The sequence below is a fragment of the Bacteroides acidifaciens genome (assembly GCF_903181435.1).
Classification (GTDB): Bacteria; Bacteroidota; Bacteroidia; order Bacteroidales; family Bacteroidaceae; genus Bacteroides.
The window spans coordinates 551,247-568,739 of record NZ_CAEUHO010000004.1 but is presented as its reverse complement, the minus strand read 5'-3'; the positions used below and the strand labels follow the sequence as shown (position 1 = coordinate 568,739).

Here is a 17,493-nt window from a genome sequence, read left to right as displayed (position 1 = left end):
TTAAATATCCTAACTACCACCACAAAAGTAATAAAAAAGAAGATTGTACCTAGAAAATCTTATCCAAGATGCAACTTTTTAAAAACATCAACCGTCTAACCCATATAACACCATAGAAATTCAAAATTATGAAAACAAGTTTATTAGTCTTATTTACAACAGGATTGTTCCTAATACTAACCGCAGGCTCCTGCTTACAGGGAAAACACGTGACCGGCAGCAAAAACTATATCACTAAAAAAGTAGAAGTCGGACAGTTCAACGAGGTTAAGTTATCGAGTAGTGCAAATGTCACGTATCATCAAGGTTCGCAAAATTACATAGAGATTTATGGTTCCGACAATATCATTCCACTCTTAGAGACTTATGTCGACGGCAATACACTTATTATAAAGTATAAAAAGAACATCACTATTTGGAAAGGTAAACTGGAAATTAAAGTATTCTCACCAGAACTGAATAAATTAACAATTAACGGTTCAGGAGACATACGCTTAGCCAATGGCATACAGACCAAAGAAGATATATCTCTCAGCATCAACGGTTCGGGAGACATTAAAGGCGAAAAGTTCAAATGCCGGAGAATGACTGTTTCCATCAATGGCTCGGGAGACGTGAAGCTTCAGCAAATAGAAAGCAAAGAATGCATTGCCAGTATTGCCGGTTCCGGAGATATCGGTCTGAGTGGTAAAACTCTCAATGCCGAATATAAGATTGCAGGGTCGGGGAATATTGGAGCCGGCAACCTGAAATCGGAAAATGTATCGGCCAGTACAGCCGGTTCCGGCAGCATCAGTTGCTACGTCACTGGAAAACTGAAAGTACGCGTGGCAGGAAGCGGAGATATAGCCTATCGGGGAAATCCTCAAGAAATAGACGCTCCACGAAAAAATATACGGCAGATTAAATAAGCAATCATCTCGAAAACATAAAAGGGCTACTGCATCACGCGGTAGCCCATTTATTTAGTTAGTTTTATTCTAAAAAATTGAGAGAATTGAAAACTTCACAGTTTCGCCTTCGTTGTTGTTTTAATTAAGCACACTAACTATATTATATGTTTAAAGCAAATGAAAATGTCTATTCGTTCATAACCTGCACCTTGTGATTAATCCTCGCCAGACTGTCAGCGAGAACCTGCTCGGCTTTCACATCATTCGAGATAGCGACCGATGGTGCTGTTACTTGTTTACCAATGGTATCCGTTGCCAATACACTTCCGTCGTCACCGGAGAAAGAATGTTGTGCCACATTCCCCAGCGAAAGGATGATTGCGATTACGGCAGCGGCTTTGAACAGAGGGATGAAACGGCTGGTCAGTGTCAAGCGTTTTGCTTTCACTACCGTAGGCTCCACTTCTGCCAGAATACGTGCGTCAAAGTCTTCGCCCAGCCCTACTTCCTGCTGAACCTGCTGATAAACAAACAAGTTCTTATAGCGGAGCAAATGAGCCGGTACGTCTTCTTTCGAGAAGAAGTTACGCAATGCCGCTTCCTCCTCAACGGAAGTTTCGCATTGCCAGTATCGCTCCAGGAGCTGTTCTATATCCTTATAATCCATATTCGTCAATTTCTAAATACCTTTGTTTTACCTTTTGCCTGGCTCTGAAGAGATTCACTTTAACCTGTTCCTCAGTCAGATTCAGCAGGGCTGCAATTTTTTTATAGCTTTCACCTTCCATGTCCCTCAGTTGCATGATAAGCCGCTGTTTTTCGGGAAGTTCGTTGACCAGCCTATTGATGATACTCATTCTTTCATCATGAACCATCCGGTCATACGGACTGTTTGCATCAGGTTCTTCCTCCATTTCGGGGGTGAGTTCCACGTTCTGGGCTTCTCTCTTCTGACTCCGGTCTATCGCCAAGTTCTTTGCCACTATCAGGCAATAGGCTTCAACCGATTCAAACTGAGACCACTCATCACGCTTGTTCCACACTCTTATCATGGTGTCCTGAACGACATCCTCGGCTTCTGCCCTATCCAGGGTTATTCTGAGCGCCAGTCGAAAGAGTTTGTCCTTCAACGGCAAAATATCGTTTCGGAAGCTGATTTCTTGCATCTCTATAATAATGACGGGCTAGGATACGAAAAGTTACAGTCGCCCACTACTTTTTTTTTGAATTATTTTTTTATTCTTGTTCCACCGTTACCGTTAATCGCTGATGCTAAGGTTATTACCACTTCGGACACACCCGCATTTATTGCTTCAAAAGAGTTCTCCAGTTTGGGAATCATACCACCTTGAATAACGCCATCAGCTACGTATTGTTCGAATTCTGCACGAGTAATCTGAGGAATCACGCTATCATCATCGTTCTCGTCACGCAGCACGCCTTTCTTCTCGAAGCAATAGACCAGCGTTACGTCAAACAGAGCCGATAAAGCCTTTGCCGTCTCTCCGGCAATGGTATCCGCATTGGTATTCAGCATATTGCCTTGTCCGTCATGTGTCAGCGGCGCCATCACCGGAACGACTCCTTTGTGTATCAAGTCCGACAACAAAGTAGCGTCCACCTTTTCCACATCACCAACGAAACCGTAATCCACATCTTTCACCGGACGTTTCACCGAACGGATTACATTCATATCCGCTCCGGTCAGTCCCAATGCATTGACTCCATGAGCCTGTAGCCCGGCAACAATGCTCTTATTCACCAGACCGCCATATACCATCGTCACCACTTTCAGCGTCTCCGCGTCAGTAATACGGCGTCCATTCACCATTTTACTTTCTATCCCCAGTTGCGCGGCAATCTTTGTTGCCGAACGACCGCCACCGTGAACCAGCACTTTATGCCCGTCGATAGCAGCAAAGTCGTTTAACAACTGACGAAGGGTGGCGTCCTCTTCTACGATTTTGCCACCCACCTTAATAACTGTTAGTTTTTCTCTCATTTATTAATTTCTAATAAGTTCACCGAATGGAGAATCCGGTTCCGGCACCTTGCCGGTTATTCTAAATAAGTATATCCGTAAAGTCCCGAACGATAATTGGAAAGGAACTCTTTTCCTTCTTCCAGGGAAATCCTGCCTTCCTTCACTGATTTCGTAACCCAAGTTTCGAGCGTACGTACCAGTTTCTTCGGATTATACTGTACATAGTCCAGTACTTCCGCAACCGTTTCTCCGTCAATAATCTGTTCTATATTATATCCTTTCTCGTTCACAGAAACATGCACGGCATTCGTGTCACCAAACAAGTTGTGCATATCTCCCAAGATTTCCTGATAAGCCCCCACCAGGAAAACAGCCAAATAATAAGGTTCTGCTTTCTTCAAGCTATGCACAGGCAGGTAATGAGCTACATTGCGTGTAGAGATAAAGTTTGCAATCTTACCGTCCGAGTCGCACGTAATATCCTGCAAGGTAGCCGAGCGTTCCGGCTTTTCATCCAGCCGTTGAATAGGCATAATCGGGAAAATCTGGTCAATCGCCCAAGAGTCAGGAAGAGACTGGAACAGCGAGAAATTGCAGAAATACTTGTCCGCCAACAGTTTGGACAGTCCCCGGAATTCATCAGGCGCATGTTTCAATCCGCCGGCAATCTGATTAATCTCACGTGTGATAGACCAATACAGGCGTTCGATTTGCGCACGGGTTTTCAAGTCCACTATTCCATGGCTGAACAAATCCAATGCTTCTTCCCTAATCTGCTGAGCATCATGCCATGCTTCCAACATCTTGTTCTGATTCAGCGAATCCCAGATACCGTATAATTCCTGCACCAGTTCGTGCGCGTTGGGAGCTATTTCCTCCTCGTCATCCCATTCCGGCAAAGTAGCCGTTTCGAGCACTTCAAAGATAAGTACCGAATGGTGTGCTGTCAACGCACGTCCGCTTTCAGTAATAATATTCGGATGCGGGATACCGTTTTTGTCACTCACGTCCACCAAAGTAGAGATAGAGTCGTTCACGTACTCCTGGATAGAGTAATTCACGCTGCCCTCACTGTTTGACGAGCGGGTTCCGTCATAATCGACTCCCAGTCCGCCGCCAATATCCACAAATTCGACATTGAATCCCATCGAATGAAGCTGCACATAGAATTGTGACGCTTCACGCAAAGCAGTCTTGATACGGCGAATCTTAGTCACCTGACTACCGATATGGAAATGAATCAGTTTCAGACACTCCTTCATTCCTTTGCTTTCAAGAAAATCGAGTGCTTCGAGAAGCTCGCTGGAAGTCAGACCGAATTTGCTGGCGTCACCGCCCGATTCCTCCCATTTGCCACTACCGGAAGAAGCCAGTTTGATACGGATACCGATATTAGGCTGTACATTAAGCTGCTTCGCCATCTTGGCAATCAACTTCAACTCGTTCATTTTCTCCACGACGAGGAAGATACGCTTGCCCATCTTCTGAGCAAGCAACGCCAGTTCAATATAACTTTCGTCCTTATAACCGTTGCAGACAATCAATGAGTCGGAGTCCGTATTGACGGCAATCACCGCATGAAGTTCCGGTTTGGAACCGGCCTCCAGTCCGAGGTTGAACTTCTTTCCGTGGCTGATAATCTCTTCCACCACGGGGCGCATCTGATTGACCTTAATCGGATAGATAATAAAGTTTTGGGCCTTATAACCATATTCTTCCGCCGCCTGCTTGAAACAGGACGACATTTTTTCGATACGGTTGTCCAGAATATCCGGAAAACGCAATAGCATGGGAGATGCCACATCCCGCAGTTGCAACTCATCGACCAATTCTTTCAAGTCAACAGCCACTCCATTCTTACGCGGTGTAACAACAACATGACCTTTGTCATTAATACTAAAGTACGAGGTACCCCAACCTGTGATGTTGTAGAGCTCCTCAGAATCTTCAATACGCCACTTTCTCATTTTTCTGTAATTCGGTGTTTTTAGTAAATAATAGGACGGCAAAAATACAGATTAATCTACATGTTGCCAATTAATTGAACACAATTTCTTTCAATCGGTCTGTATATCCGCTATTTCCGTTACGGGCATCATATCTCTGTGCCAGTTCCATCGCCTGCTGATAGAAATAATCACGAAGCTCGGAAACGGCATAAACTCCGTCCGCACGATAAAGAGGAAATTCTTCCGGCAAAGAGAGCCGTACTTCCTGGCAGTCTGCATATTTCAAGGTTTCCACCATGTCACACGAAAAACGATACCTCTTCAGCGAATTGCTGCGCAAACTCCAGTCCGTGCAACGTTCTACATATTCCCAGCCCCTTTCCGGCTTCGTCATCATATTATAAGCGATAAACAATCCCATGTATGACAATAGATACTCATCCTTTTCTCTTCCCGCCAGTCCTTCTTCGGCACGCGCGCACATATCGGCGGCAATCTCTGGCTTGCCGGCTTTCTGTGCGTAGTAAGAAAGCTTCAGATAGGCACGCAAGTTTGCTTCATAGCAGGTCACCTGCTTGTTAATCAACGGCTGCGCCCGACTGTAAGCCTCATCAAACTGCCCCGTCTCCAGATAATAATCCAGCATAAAGTTCAACTCACAGGCTTCACACGACTGGTCGTCTATCTTCTCAGCCAACATCTTGTCGATATATTCTTTCGCCTTGTCATACTGCCGCATCCAGACACATTCTACCGACCAGCGATGGTAATAAGTCCGCAAAGAATACCCGTTCCGCAGAATACGGGTCTTATAATCTTCGCCCACCGCATTCACCTGTTCCATCGGAATATCCGGCACATCGAACGTGCAGGCCCATATCCACTTATACTTCCACAGCAAATCATCCTCTTCGATAATGTCCTTGTGATTCTCATAATCATCCAGAATTTTAGAGAATACAGCAATCTCTTCCGTATCCGCCGAAAGCAAATTCAGTTGATAAATAAGGTCGAGCCGCATCTCCGTAGCCCATTCCACATCTTCATTCTCGTCCGCAATGCGAATCGCTTCTTTTAGCAGGTTTGCTTTCTCCCGAGGGCGCAGACTGTCGTTTTGAGTCTGTAACAGCAGTTTTTGTATCTCAAGTGTGTATCTCATATTCTTTCAATTAATTCAGGAAGTTAATAAAATCATTCATTTTCGATGTCATCAGTTCGCTGAGCGAATGGTTGAAGAGTTCCATTTCCTCGCTGTTCACCGGATATTTCCCTTGAAGGAGCGACTGCACATACAATATATGCACCACGTGCTGAAACATCTTATTGTCACCTTGTATTTGTAGCAAAGTCTGCACCATCTCATTGTCGGCATTGAACGTCAACGTAGGCGGAATCTGCTTTGCGGCATTCACCGAACCCAGCACGGCAGCCAGCGGATTATTAGCACTCTTCGTTGTATTCTCCTTCTCCTCAGCTACAAATATCACCGGAATATCCACCGGCGTGAAATGCTTCAAACGGCAGACACAGCCAAAACGCTTCAACAGTTCATTCACCTTCGCCTCAAAAGCCTGAAACTCCATCCTGGATTCCACTTCTCCAAACTGTTCCAGCAGCCGCGAAGGAGAAATTTCATCCAGCGTCAGTTCCGGATTCAAGCGAACATATTTTCTCAACAACGTTTCATCAAACGTATAGGCTGCATTCACTACCAGCCACCCTTGCGCGCCGGCGATACGTCGCACTTGCCGGAAATCTTCCAGATTCCGGGTAAAGCATATCACATTGCCCGCCGAACGGATGCTGCCAAAGCTACGTATCCCCTTATTTGTCTCAAAAGGAAGATAATCCATAAACAAACGGAGCAACTCATTGTCTTCCGAAGCAATCGCCTTGATATGGAAGTGATGAACATCCATTATCTTATTGAACATGGTACGGTTATTCTGCACCAGTCCCCGCAAATAATCCTTGATAGCCGCTCCAATCTCCTTACGGGCGTCCTTCAGCAAATCATTGCTCACCAAAGACTCCCGCGAAGCGGTAGACAACAGTCCGTCCGCATTCACCAGGCAGCGGATAAAGAATGCCCACGGTGGCAACAGATTGCAATCGTCCTCGCTCAGCAGCATACGTTTCAGATATACCTTGTGCGAATTGCGCACGGAAAACTGCGTACGGAAAGGCAAGACGTAAAGCACTCCTTCCACCCGTCCGCTTTCGGTACGTATCCTGAAAGCATCAAGGGCAGACGACTGGAAAGCCTTCACCCCATAGTCGAGCAACTCCTTACGGGTCGCTTTCGGATCGAGCCAGACAGGCGAAGGTGTATTCACCAGTTCCTCTCCACCTTGATGATGCAGATAAATGGGATAAGGCAACACCTCTCCATAATTGACCAGTATCTTTTTGAACATCTCATATTCAAAAAGATGCATCCAGTCATTTTTAGGATGCAGCACGACTTGCGAACCGATTGGCTGCTCATCGTCAGACAAAGTCAGCTCGTACGTGCCGTCCACCTTTCCACACCAGCGGATAGCCTGTCCGCCCATTGCCGAACGGCTTTCCACCCTAATCTCATTGGTCACCACAAAACAAGATAACAGTCCGATACCGAACCTGCCTATAAAGTCATCCGCATCGGGCGTATCCCGTTTCGAGCTTTCTCCGATAATAGTGAGGAAGCGGTGCACTTCCTCTTCTTTCAACCCGATTCCATTATCGCGGAATATCACTGTTTTATCATCATTCAAGAAGACATCAATGCGCCCGGCATAGTTCTCGTCAATATTGCGCAGTGCCGTGATGGCATCTACGCAATTCTGTAATAATTCCCGGACAAAAGTATTCGGATTACTATAAATATGTTCCGACAACAGGGCAATCATCCCCTTCAGGTTGACCTGGAACAAATTATTTCCTTCTTTCTCCATGTTTCTTTTCTATTTTCTCCTTCTTCCGGTAATTTTAAGAGCTTTCTCGTTGCCGTTCTCGGCAGCCTTTTCGAACCACTCCATAGCAATCTCGTCATTTTCCTCAACGCCATTTCCCATCAGATAGGCGTTTCCAAGCTCAAACTGCGCTTTATCGTTATTCTTTTCGGCTGCTTTCATCAACCATTGTATCGCCGTTTCCGGGTCGGGCGTGCAACCCTCACCGTACATCAGCATCTTGCCGAGGTAATAAGTAGCACCGACATTCTCGTGCCCTGCCGCATCCGTAAACCAGCGGTATGCTTCAGCGTAATTCTCCTTCACACCTACCCCGTTATAATAGCAAAGCCCTGTACGATACATACTCGTCACATTTCCGCTATCCGCAGCCAGTGTGTAATATTTAAAGGCTTCCGTCTCGTTATCTTCCACTCCGATACCCATCTCGTAGCAGATACCCAGTCCTTCGCTGTACCATTCATATTCATCGGCCGCTTTCTTGAAATACGAGTAAGCCTTCTCCGACTCATTCAAGCTGTCATAATCATACAAGTAATACTCGCCCATACGTATCATAGCCATAGGAACCTCATTGGCAACCGCCTTTTCATACCATTCCACAGCTTTCTTGTTATCTTCCAGACAGGAGCCGTAACCGAAGAAGTTGTAATCTCCCATTTTGAACTGGGCATAGCCATAATTCTGCTCCGCCGCCTGCGTCATATACTCCACAGCCTTTTGCGGATTCTCTTCCACTCCGTTGCCGTTCTCATAAGCCAGTCCCAACTCAGTCAGGCAGCGGGATTCATTCTTTTCCGCACCTTTGGAGAACCATTCAAGTGCCTTGTCGAAATCCTCTTCCGTGCCGAGTCCATGCTTATAGCAACGTCCCAATGCGAAAATCGCCTCCGTATCACCTGCTTCGGCAGCTTTTACATACCACCCAAAAGCTTCTTCCAGTCGCGCTTCACCGAGGACACCTTTTTCCAAATAAAGCCCTACACGGAACATCGCATAAGGATACTCCTCACCGGCAGCCTTGCTACAGAGTTCAAAAGCCTTTTCATAACTCTTCTCTACCCCGTCACCGTTCTCATACAAGAACGACAATTCTATCAAAGCAAAGCAGGAACCCAACTCAGCCGCTTTTTCATAATATTCTCTCGATTTCACGGCATCCGTCACACCGCTATACCCGTTTGCCAGATAAAGCGCCGCACGGCAGTACCCATCGGCATTCTCCATCGAAGCCGCTTTCTCATAACACTCCATCGCCTTGACATAATCCGGTTTTTCGGATAAGAAACCGCGTTCATACATCCATCCTAAACGGTAAGCTGCATTTCCCGAACCCAGTTCGACCGCTTTCTCCAGCAACTCTTTCGCACGGTTCATGTCTTCTTCCACCAGGTCACCGTTGAAGTAAACAGTTGCCAATCCTTCGATACCTGCGACATAATCACCTTCCACACAACGGTCGAGACACATCAATCCGCGCTCCACATTCTTATAGTCATCACAGTATAAGTAAATCAACGCCAACTCATACGCACTATACAGTTCGCAATAGAGCATCCCCTTTTCCAACCATTCAATCGCCTTAGGCATATCCAGCCACTCTTCTTCCTGGTAATTATATCCCAGGAAATTAGCAGCCGACCATACACCGGCATGCCAAGCTTTTTCCCAAAGTTCAAAGCCCAGTTCTTTCGGTTTGCCCAATTCCGAATAACGGAAATAAAGCGTAGCCAGATTTTTAAGAGTATATAGATTCGGAACTATCTCCAAAGATTTCTCATAATAAGCGGCTTCTTCTGCCACACCGCCTTCTTCCCGGTCGAGCGCGTCTCCCAGCGCAGCATAAGTATGGGCACGCAAACGATGTCCTTCAGGCAGTTCTTCCAACAACTCCTTACGTATCTGCAAGGCTTTCTCCTTATTTCCTGTGAATTCCTCAGCAAACGCACGATAATGCTTTCCCCATAGCAAAGCTTCGGGCGAAGATAGAGCCGCAAAACGACGTTCACCTTCTTCCTTATCCTGTTCACAATAAAATCCCATGAATTTCCAATAGGCAACGGTTGCTTCCGCTTCCGCCCACCCCATATCGGCAGCTTTCTCGTAGTAAGGGAATAAAAAACTCATATCGCGCTTTCCATAACGGGCTTCGGAGTATTGGGCACCTTTCTGCGCCCATCCCGCACCGCTGAACACAGCCACACGGTCGCATACCTGCATCACCTTCTCCCACCAGAACTCGTATTCCTCTTCATTGAGGTCGACCTCAGCATTACAGTCGAACGCACAGAATATCAGCTCGAAAAAATCTTCCGTCAGTTTTTCGTCTTCGCGGGTGTCCAAAGCATATTCGCACACAGCCAATGCTTCCCACCAGTTTTCAGCATTTAGTAATGAAGTCGTCGTGTATTGCGGAAACCATGCCGCAGCAGGTTTTCCCGAAGTCTTAATCTTGGCAGATAATCTCTCAAAATTCTCTTTTAATGTTTTCATGATATAGTCTTACCTTGTTTTTATATTAATAGTGAATAAAAAATCTCGTAACGAGCGGCAAGGTACAAATATTGACCGAATGAACAAACAAGAGAACCCTAAAATATTCCCTGACAACAAAATCTATTTTATAATCCGAGAAGTTGCTGCAAACGTCGGACGGAAGCATCTATCTGCCAACGGTCTTCCAACTGGTCTGCATTAAAGATATATTGCGCCTGAGTATAGAAAGGAGCGCGTTTCTCCAATGCCTGCACAATGAACGCTTTCAGTTCGTCATCCTCTTTTCCCTGAAGAATAGGACGTTGTTGTTTGGCTACACGCAAGCGTCTGAACAACACATCAGGATGCACATCGAGGAAAACCGTCTTTCCCATCCGGTTCATAAATTCCATGTTATCAAAAAAACAAGGCGCTCCACCTCCCGTAGAAATTACCACATTCTCAAACTCGGCTACTTCATGGAGCATGTTCTTCTCCAGTTCCCTGAATCCAGTCTCGCCTCGTTCGGTGAATAATTCTCCAACGGTCTTGTGAAAACGCTCTTCTATATACCAGTCCAAATCAATGAACGGCACATTCATCTTGCGGGCAAAAGCCTTGCCCAACGTCGTTTTTCCGGCACCCATATAGCCGGTAAGGAAAATACGAACCATAAATGACTAATTTTGCTCACAAAATTAGTCATTTAATTCATTATTTGAAAACTTTCACCCGTTCTTCCAACGGCTGGAATTCTTTTTCTCCCGGTTTAGCGACAGGAACCCCGAACGGCATTTCGGCAATCAGATGCCAGTGTTCCGGCAAATTCCATGCACGGCGCACTTCCTCGTCAATCAGCGGATTATAATGTTGCAGCGACGCTCCGAAACCTACGTCTTCGAGCATTACCCATATAGCAAACTGATGCATTGCCGAAGTCTGCAACGACCAACCCGGGAAATTCGCCTGATAAGACGGGAAAGCTTCCTGAAGTCCCTTGACCACCTTCTGGTCTTCAAAGAACAATACTGTTCCATACCCGCAAGCGAATGAATTATCTATTTTCTCTTCTGTCTTTACGAAAGCCTCAGCCGGCATGATTTTCTCCAATGCATCCTTCACAATCTGCCACAATTTCTTGTGAGATTTGCCCAACAGCAATACTACGCGTGTAGACTGCGAATTGAATGCCGACGGCACGTAGCGCACTGTCATATTGATGATACACTCTATCTCCTGGTCCGGTATAGGCGACTGATTAGTAATCGAATAGTAAGTCCGACGTTGTTTCAAAGCCTCGCTAAAAGTTTTCTCCATAATAGTTCCTTTCATTATTTTATATTCTTAAACTCTCTTTTTTTTATAACAAGTAGTTCTCCTAACTTGTTCAGTTAGAGAATATATTTGTACCTTCGCACCGTCAATTCATTGACTTTACAAATTCATCGTCAAAAAAATGGCTAAACAAAAGTTCTACGTAGTATGGGAAGGCGTCACGCCCGGGATTTACACCTCCTGGACGGATTGCCAGCTTCAAATCAAAGGATACGAAGCCGCCAAATACAAATCATTCGATACCTGTGAGGAAGCCGAACGGGCACTCACCATGTCTCCCTACGCCTATATCGGCAAAAATGCGAAAGCCAAATCAAGCGGAGCAAAAATACCTTCGGATACATTACCGACCTGTGTGATTGATAACAGCCTGGCAGTTGACGCCGCTTGCAGCGGCAATCCCGGACCGATGGAATATCGCGGAGTACACGTTGCCAGCCGGCAGCAAATCTTCCACTTCGGACCGATGAAAGGAACGAACAATATAGGTGAGTTCCTCGCCATCGTGCACGGACTGGCACTATTGAAACAAAAAGGATTCGACATGCCTATTTACAGTGACAGTGTCAATGCCATCAGTTGGGTACGCCAGAAAAAATGCAAGACCAAACTTCCCCGTACCGAAGAGACGGAGCAACTGTTTCTCTTGATAGAACGGGCGGAGAAATGGCTGAGGGAGAACACCTACACCACCCGTATCCTAAAGTGGGAAACGAAAGAATGGGGAGAGATTCCGGCGGATTTTGGCAGAAAATAAGAAAATCAAACCAAATTCACTCAAATATATTCCTATCTTTGAGCACTGAAAGTTTTTATATCTAACACATATTATAAACATATGAAAAATAAGCAATTTATCCTTCTGGCCATTGTTTGTGTCATCACTCTTCTTCCCTTTTTAGGACTAACCGATTTCCATACAAAAGGAGAACCACGCGAAGCCATCGTTTCGTATTCAATGCTCGAAAGTGGCAATTGGATTCTGCCTGTCAATAATGGTGGAGATATTGCCTATAAGCCACCATTCTTCCATTGGTGTATTGCCGCCATTTCTTCTATTACAGGCAAAGTGAGCGAATATACTTCCCGTATGCCGTCCGCCCTGGCCCTGATAGCCATGGTCTTGGGAGGATTCTTATTCTATGCCAAACGTAGGGGAGCCGGTATCGCCCTGCTTATGGGACTCATCACTCTCAGCAACTTCGAAGTACATCGTGCCGGAATGAACTGCCGTGTAGACATGGTACTGACTGCCTTCATAGTCCTTGCATTATACCAGCTTTACCGATGGTGCGAAAAAGGTCAAAGAGGTTTTCCATGGATAGCCACCTTATTGATGGGCTGCGCCACACTTACCAAAGGCCCGGTCGGAATCCTTCTTCCCTGTCTGGTGACCGGAGTCTACTTGCTTCTGCGAGGAACCCGTTTCTTCAAAGCCTTCTTCTCTATGACATTGGTCGCCATCACCTCATGCATCCTGCCCGCCATCTGGTACATTGCCGCCTACCAACAGGGAGGAGACAACTTCATCGCGCTGGTTATGGAAGAAAACTTCGGGCGTTTCATGGGAAAAATGAGTTATGAATCCCACGAGAATCCGGCTTACTATAACATTATCACTGTCGTATCAGGCTATGCACCCTATACGTTATTGGTTTTGCTTTCCCTCTTTACACTGACTTACAGCAAAATAACAGCTAAACCTCGCGAATGGTGGAACAAATTCACGACCTATATTCGTGAAATGGACAACACACGCCTTTTCTCCTTATTAAGCATCGTGCTTATCTTCGTATTCTACTGCATCCCGAAGAGTAAACGCAGCGTCTATCTATTGCCCATCTATCCGTTTATAGCCTATTTTCTGGCAGAATATATCATGTACTTGGCGAGCAGGCATTCAAAAGCTATCAAAGTATATGGTAGTTTCCTGTCTGTCACCGGAATTCTTCTTTTGGCTACATTCATTGCCATCCGCCTGGGATTAGTACCTGATACTATCTTCCACGGCAAACATGCCGCTGAAAACATCGCTTTCTTAAATGCCCTGAAGAATATATCCCTCAATGCCGCCCATATCCTCGTGATATGCCTACCTTTACTCGGGGCCATCTACTTTTTCCATGCGGTCAGGAAGAAAGCACCGGACATGAAACTGGTATATGCCACGCTTTTCGTAACATTCTCGATCTTCATGTCTTTAGATGGCGTTTATCAGCCTGCCATACTGAACACCAAGTCGGACAAAGGAATGGCTACAGAAATTCAAAAAATAGCTTCCGGCAGTAAGATATATTCTTATATAGCCGTAGATATGCTACGTTTTTATACCATCAATTTCTATCATAACGACCAAATAAGACTGTTCGAGAAAGATATGCCGTCAGAGGGGTACTTGCTAGTAGGAAAACACGATTTCGAGTGTTTCAAGCCTAGATATGAGTCACAATATTCCTTTGAAGAAGTATATCAGAGTCCGAAAAGAGGATGCGATATTCGCGATATAATCTATCTATACCGTTTCAAAGAGAAAAAATAGAATCAGGAAAGAAGAATATCAGAAAGAAGTAAACCCTTACAGGTTTACTTCTTTTTCTATCAAATAACGCGGACGTCGTTTTACTTCCTTATATATTTTACCGATATACTCACCGATAATACCGACAGCCGTCAGAATAGCCCCACCAATAAACCACACGGAGATAAGCAACGAAGTCCATCCCCGGATAACATCTCCGCTGATAAACTCTACCAAAGCATAAATGATGGCAAAGAAAGAAACCAGCATAAAAATAAGCCCCGAAGTTGTGATCAGACGCAATGGTTTGACAGAGAAAGAAGTGATACCGTCCAACGCAAAATTCAGCATCTTCGTGAACGGATATTTGGATTCACCGGCAAAACGCTCTTTACGGTCATAGTAGACATACGCAGTAGTATAACCCAACAAGCACACCATCCCTCGAAGGAAAAGGTTACGTTCCGGGAAAGAAACCAATGCTTTCAAAGCCCGTTTGCTCATCAGACGGAAATCTGCATGATTATAAACGATTTCACCGCCCATTGTGCTCATCAGCTTATAAAACAACTGCGCCGTATGTTTCTTGAAAAATGTATCCGTCTTACGTTCCCGCCTTACACCAAACACCACATCGATCCCTTGTGAGAAATAATCCACCATCTCCACAATTGCGTTCACGTCATCCTGCAAATCGGCATCAATCGACACGGCAACATCATAATCACTGCCTGCCACAAGTTCCAGTCCGGCCCACAGCGCTTGCTGATGACCGACATTATGTGCAAGTTTCAGACCTGCCACATATACATTCGATTCGGATAATTGCTCTATCAATGCCCAGGTGAGGTCTTTGCTTCCGTCATCTACATACAATATCTTTCCTTCAGCTATCTTCCCCTCCTTCTCCATCCGGGTCAGGACATCAGATAATTGACGAGTCGCCTCTTTCAACACTTCTTCCTCGTTATAACAAGGAACCACAATAACAAGTCTCACGCCATTCATAGCTTATTATGTTTAAATACAAACCGAACCAACAGAAAATTCACAGGGATCACTATCGCAAATACCGGAATAGGAGCCCATACCTTAGAAATACCCAAATATAAGAAAATATTCAGTAGAGTCATATGCAACAAGAAATTTATCAGATGTGCTCCGCCCATTCCTGCCAGTTTCTTCCACGAAGGTGTTGTTCCGAAAGTAAAATACGAAGTCAGATAAAAGTTCACGATAAAACTAATTATATATCCAACTGCATAAGCTATATTCACATTGGTAATCGCCTTCAGGAAATAATAAATTCCGTAATGCAGTACTGTAGCTATCACGCCAACCACTCCAAAACGCATAATTTCCTTAACCAATGGTTTTGTATTCATAAAACTTCTATTTTTTGACAGGAATTTTATCCAATGTCTTATGTTCTTTTACCAGATATTCCGCACTTTGCAACATGGAAAAACAGTAGTCTTTCAAATCTTGAAAAGAATCTCCATTATCAGCCGCATGAAGCTTACCATCCTTTAGTGTATATCTGAATTCCTGCTGACTATCCGGTGAATAAATATACATATTTGCTGAATCTCTTGCTCCTATCAAATTATCAGCCGTAAAGAACATACAAGGACGTTCTTCTTCCAACAAATTAACACCAAAATTATTTTGCAGGTAACTTATATTCAATAGTCCCAATAATGTAGGAGATACATCTACTTGACCGCAGAACCCATCATACCCCCCTGCCTTGATACCTTTCCCGTAGATCATCAAAGGAACATGATTATAAGACTGTGGCATTTCACATTCAGGAGTTCCCACCATTTTCCCATGATCGCCCAAAAATACAAAAATCGTATTATCGAACCATGACTGCTTCTTCGCAGCCTGCATAAACTGCCTGATAGACCAATCTGCATATTCTACAATCTGTTCTTCCAACACATCACTATGTGGTTGGAAATATGGAGGAATCACATAAGGAGGATGATTACTGATAGACAACAACACACTAAAGAATGGACTGCCATCCTTAGCTTTTTCATTCAAAACAGGAAGCGCATACTGATACATAAAGTCATCCTGTACGCCAAAGCTATTCACGACTTTCTCTGAAGGATAATTCTCCTGGGCATAAATCTCATCAAACCCATTCGTACGAAGAAAAGCGTTCATGTTGTCATACTGCGACTCATGAGTCATAAAGAACAAGTTACAATACCCATTCTCCCGCAACACAGTAGGCAATCCCGAATAAACAGGAATAACCGATCCCTTCATCGCATTCCGTTTCATAATAGCTGGGAAAGAATAAAGAGTGGAATAAATGCCATGATTAGTATGAATGCCAGATGAATAAAAATGCCTGAAACTCAAAGACTGCTGATAAAGGCTGTCCAAATAAGGAGTCAACTTCTTATCCGAACCGAAAGTCCCCATTAGATTGGCCGACATAGACTCCATAAAAACTAAAACCACATTTTTACGGTTAGGAACACCTTCACATTCTATTTTATGTGCTATTGGAGACAGTCCGGCAATTCCTTTCCTCTTCAAATATTTTTGCACTTTTGATAAAGCATCCTTCTCGGACATCAGATGTAAGGTCCGGTTTTCTTTCCGGTTATCATCCAATGTGCTTGTCAACAGATTAAAAACGGGATTGACACCCAACTGATTCAGAAACGGGTCTTCACAATAATATGCCTGACTTACTTTTATTGGATTGTATCCCATGCGTCCACGAATACCGAACATGCAAAGACCGACGCAAATCGCACCTGCCACTAGTACAACTATCCGACTTGAGTAATTTATCCGTGATACAGCCTTCCCTGCCTGGCAATAGAAATAAGATGCAAGAAAAGAAGCTCCCCATCCAAATACTACAATAAACAAAAGACCAAGAAATATAGGAAAATAGTAAGAAGACTCACCAAATACCATTCCTGCCGTCGTACCACCATAACTGAACCAATTATAGATAGAAGAGTTAATTGTCTTGAAGAAGTACTCAAAATATGGTATATTGGCAGCAGCGATAATAAAAGATACCGAATAAAAACAAATAAAAAAAACCGTGAGTACCTTGAATAACCATTTAGCAGTATAGTTACAGAGAGCAGCTATCCATAATATCACTAAAGGCAACAGCAAAATATAACAGGCTACCACATTGTCAAACCAAAGTCCACGAAGGAAAGCAACGGACTGTAAAACAATATCATTTTTTATTTCTGCCGGGAATTGATAATCAATGGAACAGAATAACGTAAATCGAAAAACAAAAAAGATAAAGAGAGCTACTACATGTATTGACAGCAGATATAAAATATAGTATCCAAAACGTTTTATAGAGATTTCTTTCATATTAAACTCAACT

15 protein-coding genes are annotated in these 17,493 nt (G+C 44.3%); 3 read left to right on the top strand and 12 right to left on the bottom strand.

Features of this window, described 5'->3' with window-relative positions; all coding sequences use genetic code 11:
- Positions 1–128 precede the first annotated feature (128 nt).
- Positions 129–911: a head GIN domain-containing protein gene (locus tag CLIN57ABFB40_RS14315; RefSeq protein WP_175630721.1), complete on the top strand. Its 783-nt coding sequence runs from the start codon at positions 129–131 to the stop codon at positions 909–911.
- Between the two features lie 169 nt (positions 912–1,080).
- Here CLIN57ABFB40_RS14315 and CLIN57ABFB40_RS14310 read toward each other — a convergent pair whose 3' ends face one another.
- The 9 genes from CLIN57ABFB40_RS14310 to CLIN57ABFB40_RS14270 form a co-directional block, all read right to left on the bottom strand.
- On the bottom strand, positions 1,081–1,560 hold the full coding sequence (locus tag CLIN57ABFB40_RS14310) for a hypothetical protein (protein ID WP_175630720.1): 480 nt from the start codon (positions 1,558–1,560) through the stop codon (positions 1,081–1,083).
- Positions 1,550–2,059, bottom strand: coding sequence for an RNA polymerase sigma factor (locus tag CLIN57ABFB40_RS14305; RefSeq protein WP_175630719.1), 510 nt, complete (start codon positions 2,057–2,059; stop codon positions 1,550–1,552). The genes CLIN57ABFB40_RS14310 and CLIN57ABFB40_RS14305 overlap by 11 nt, the downstream gene beginning before the upstream one ends.
- Positions 2,060–2,121: 62 nt before the next feature.
- Complete coding sequence (argB, locus tag CLIN57ABFB40_RS14300) at positions 2,122–2,895, bottom strand: acetylglutamate kinase (protein ID WP_175630718.1); 774 nt, start codon at positions 2,893–2,895, stop codon at positions 2,122–2,124.
- A 56-nt stretch (positions 2,896–2,951) separates the two neighbouring features.
- Entirely contained in the window at positions 2,952–4,844 is a 1,893-nt protein-coding gene (gene speA / locus CLIN57ABFB40_RS14295) for a biosynthetic arginine decarboxylase (protein ID WP_175630717.1), read from the bottom strand.
- A gap of 70 nt (positions 4,845–4,914) precedes the next feature.
- Positions 4,915–5,985 (bottom strand): hypothetical protein, encoded by a 1,071-nt coding sequence (locus CLIN57ABFB40_RS14290; RefSeq protein WP_175630716.1) that lies wholly within the window; start codon positions 5,983–5,985, stop codon positions 4,915–4,917.
- Between the two features lie 10 nt (positions 5,986–5,995).
- A complete protein-coding gene (locus CLIN57ABFB40_RS14285; protein ID WP_175630715.1) occupies positions 5,996–7,762 on the bottom strand; it encodes an HSP90 family protein in 1,767 nt (588 codons plus the stop codon).
- Positions 7,763–7,771: 9 nt separating this feature from the next.
- Positions 7,772–10,273: a tetratricopeptide repeat protein gene (locus tag CLIN57ABFB40_RS14280; protein ID WP_175630714.1), complete on the bottom strand. Its 2,502-nt coding sequence runs from the start codon at positions 10,271–10,273 to the stop codon at positions 7,772–7,774.
- Positions 10,274–10,401: 128 nt separating this feature from the next.
- Positions 10,402–10,929 (bottom strand): shikimate kinase, encoded by a 528-nt coding sequence (locus tag CLIN57ABFB40_RS14275; RefSeq protein ID WP_175630713.1) that lies wholly within the window; start codon positions 10,927–10,929, stop codon positions 10,402–10,404.
- A 40-nt stretch (positions 10,930–10,969) separates the two neighbouring features.
- On the bottom strand, positions 10,970–11,572 hold the full coding sequence (locus CLIN57ABFB40_RS14270) for a nitroreductase family protein (protein WP_175630712.1): 603 nt from the start codon (positions 11,570–11,572) through the stop codon (positions 10,970–10,972).
- A 139-nt stretch (positions 11,573–11,711) separates the two neighbouring features.
- Between CLIN57ABFB40_RS14270 and CLIN57ABFB40_RS14265 the strand changes: the two genes are divergently transcribed.
- Both CLIN57ABFB40_RS14265 and CLIN57ABFB40_RS14260 read left to right on the top strand, forming a co-directional pair.
- Positions 11,712–12,347, top strand: a complete 636-nt coding sequence (locus tag CLIN57ABFB40_RS14265) for a viroplasmin family protein (RefSeq protein WP_175630711.1) — start codon at positions 11,712–11,714, stop codon at positions 12,345–12,347.
- An 81-nt stretch (positions 12,348–12,428) separates the two neighbouring features.
- Positions 12,429–14,129, top strand: a complete 1,701-nt coding sequence (locus tag CLIN57ABFB40_RS14260; protein ID WP_175630710.1) for an ArnT family glycosyltransferase — start codon at positions 12,429–12,431, stop codon at positions 14,127–14,129.
- Between the two features lie 36 nt (positions 14,130–14,165).
- On the opposite strand, the gene CLIN57ABFB40_RS14255 is transcribed toward CLIN57ABFB40_RS14260, so the two are convergent.
- Genes CLIN57ABFB40_RS14255 through CLIN57ABFB40_RS14245 form a run of 3 tightly spaced genes read right to left on the bottom strand, consistent with a single transcriptional unit; the run spans position 14,166 to position 17,480 of the window.
- Positions 14,166–15,116, bottom strand: a complete 951-nt coding sequence (locus CLIN57ABFB40_RS14255) for a glycosyltransferase family 2 protein (protein ID WP_175630709.1) — start codon at positions 15,114–15,116, stop codon at positions 14,166–14,168.
- On the bottom strand, positions 15,113–15,493 hold the full coding sequence (locus CLIN57ABFB40_RS14250) for a GtrA family protein (protein ID WP_175630708.1): 381 nt from the start codon (positions 15,491–15,493) through the stop codon (positions 15,113–15,115). The genes CLIN57ABFB40_RS14255 and CLIN57ABFB40_RS14250 overlap by 4 nt, the downstream gene beginning before the upstream one ends.
- A gap of 7 nt (positions 15,494–15,500) precedes the next feature.
- A complete protein-coding gene (locus CLIN57ABFB40_RS14245; RefSeq protein WP_175630707.1) occupies positions 15,501–17,480 on the bottom strand; it encodes an LTA synthase family protein in 1,980 nt (659 codons plus the stop codon).
- Positions 17,481–17,493: the final 13 nt, after the last annotated feature.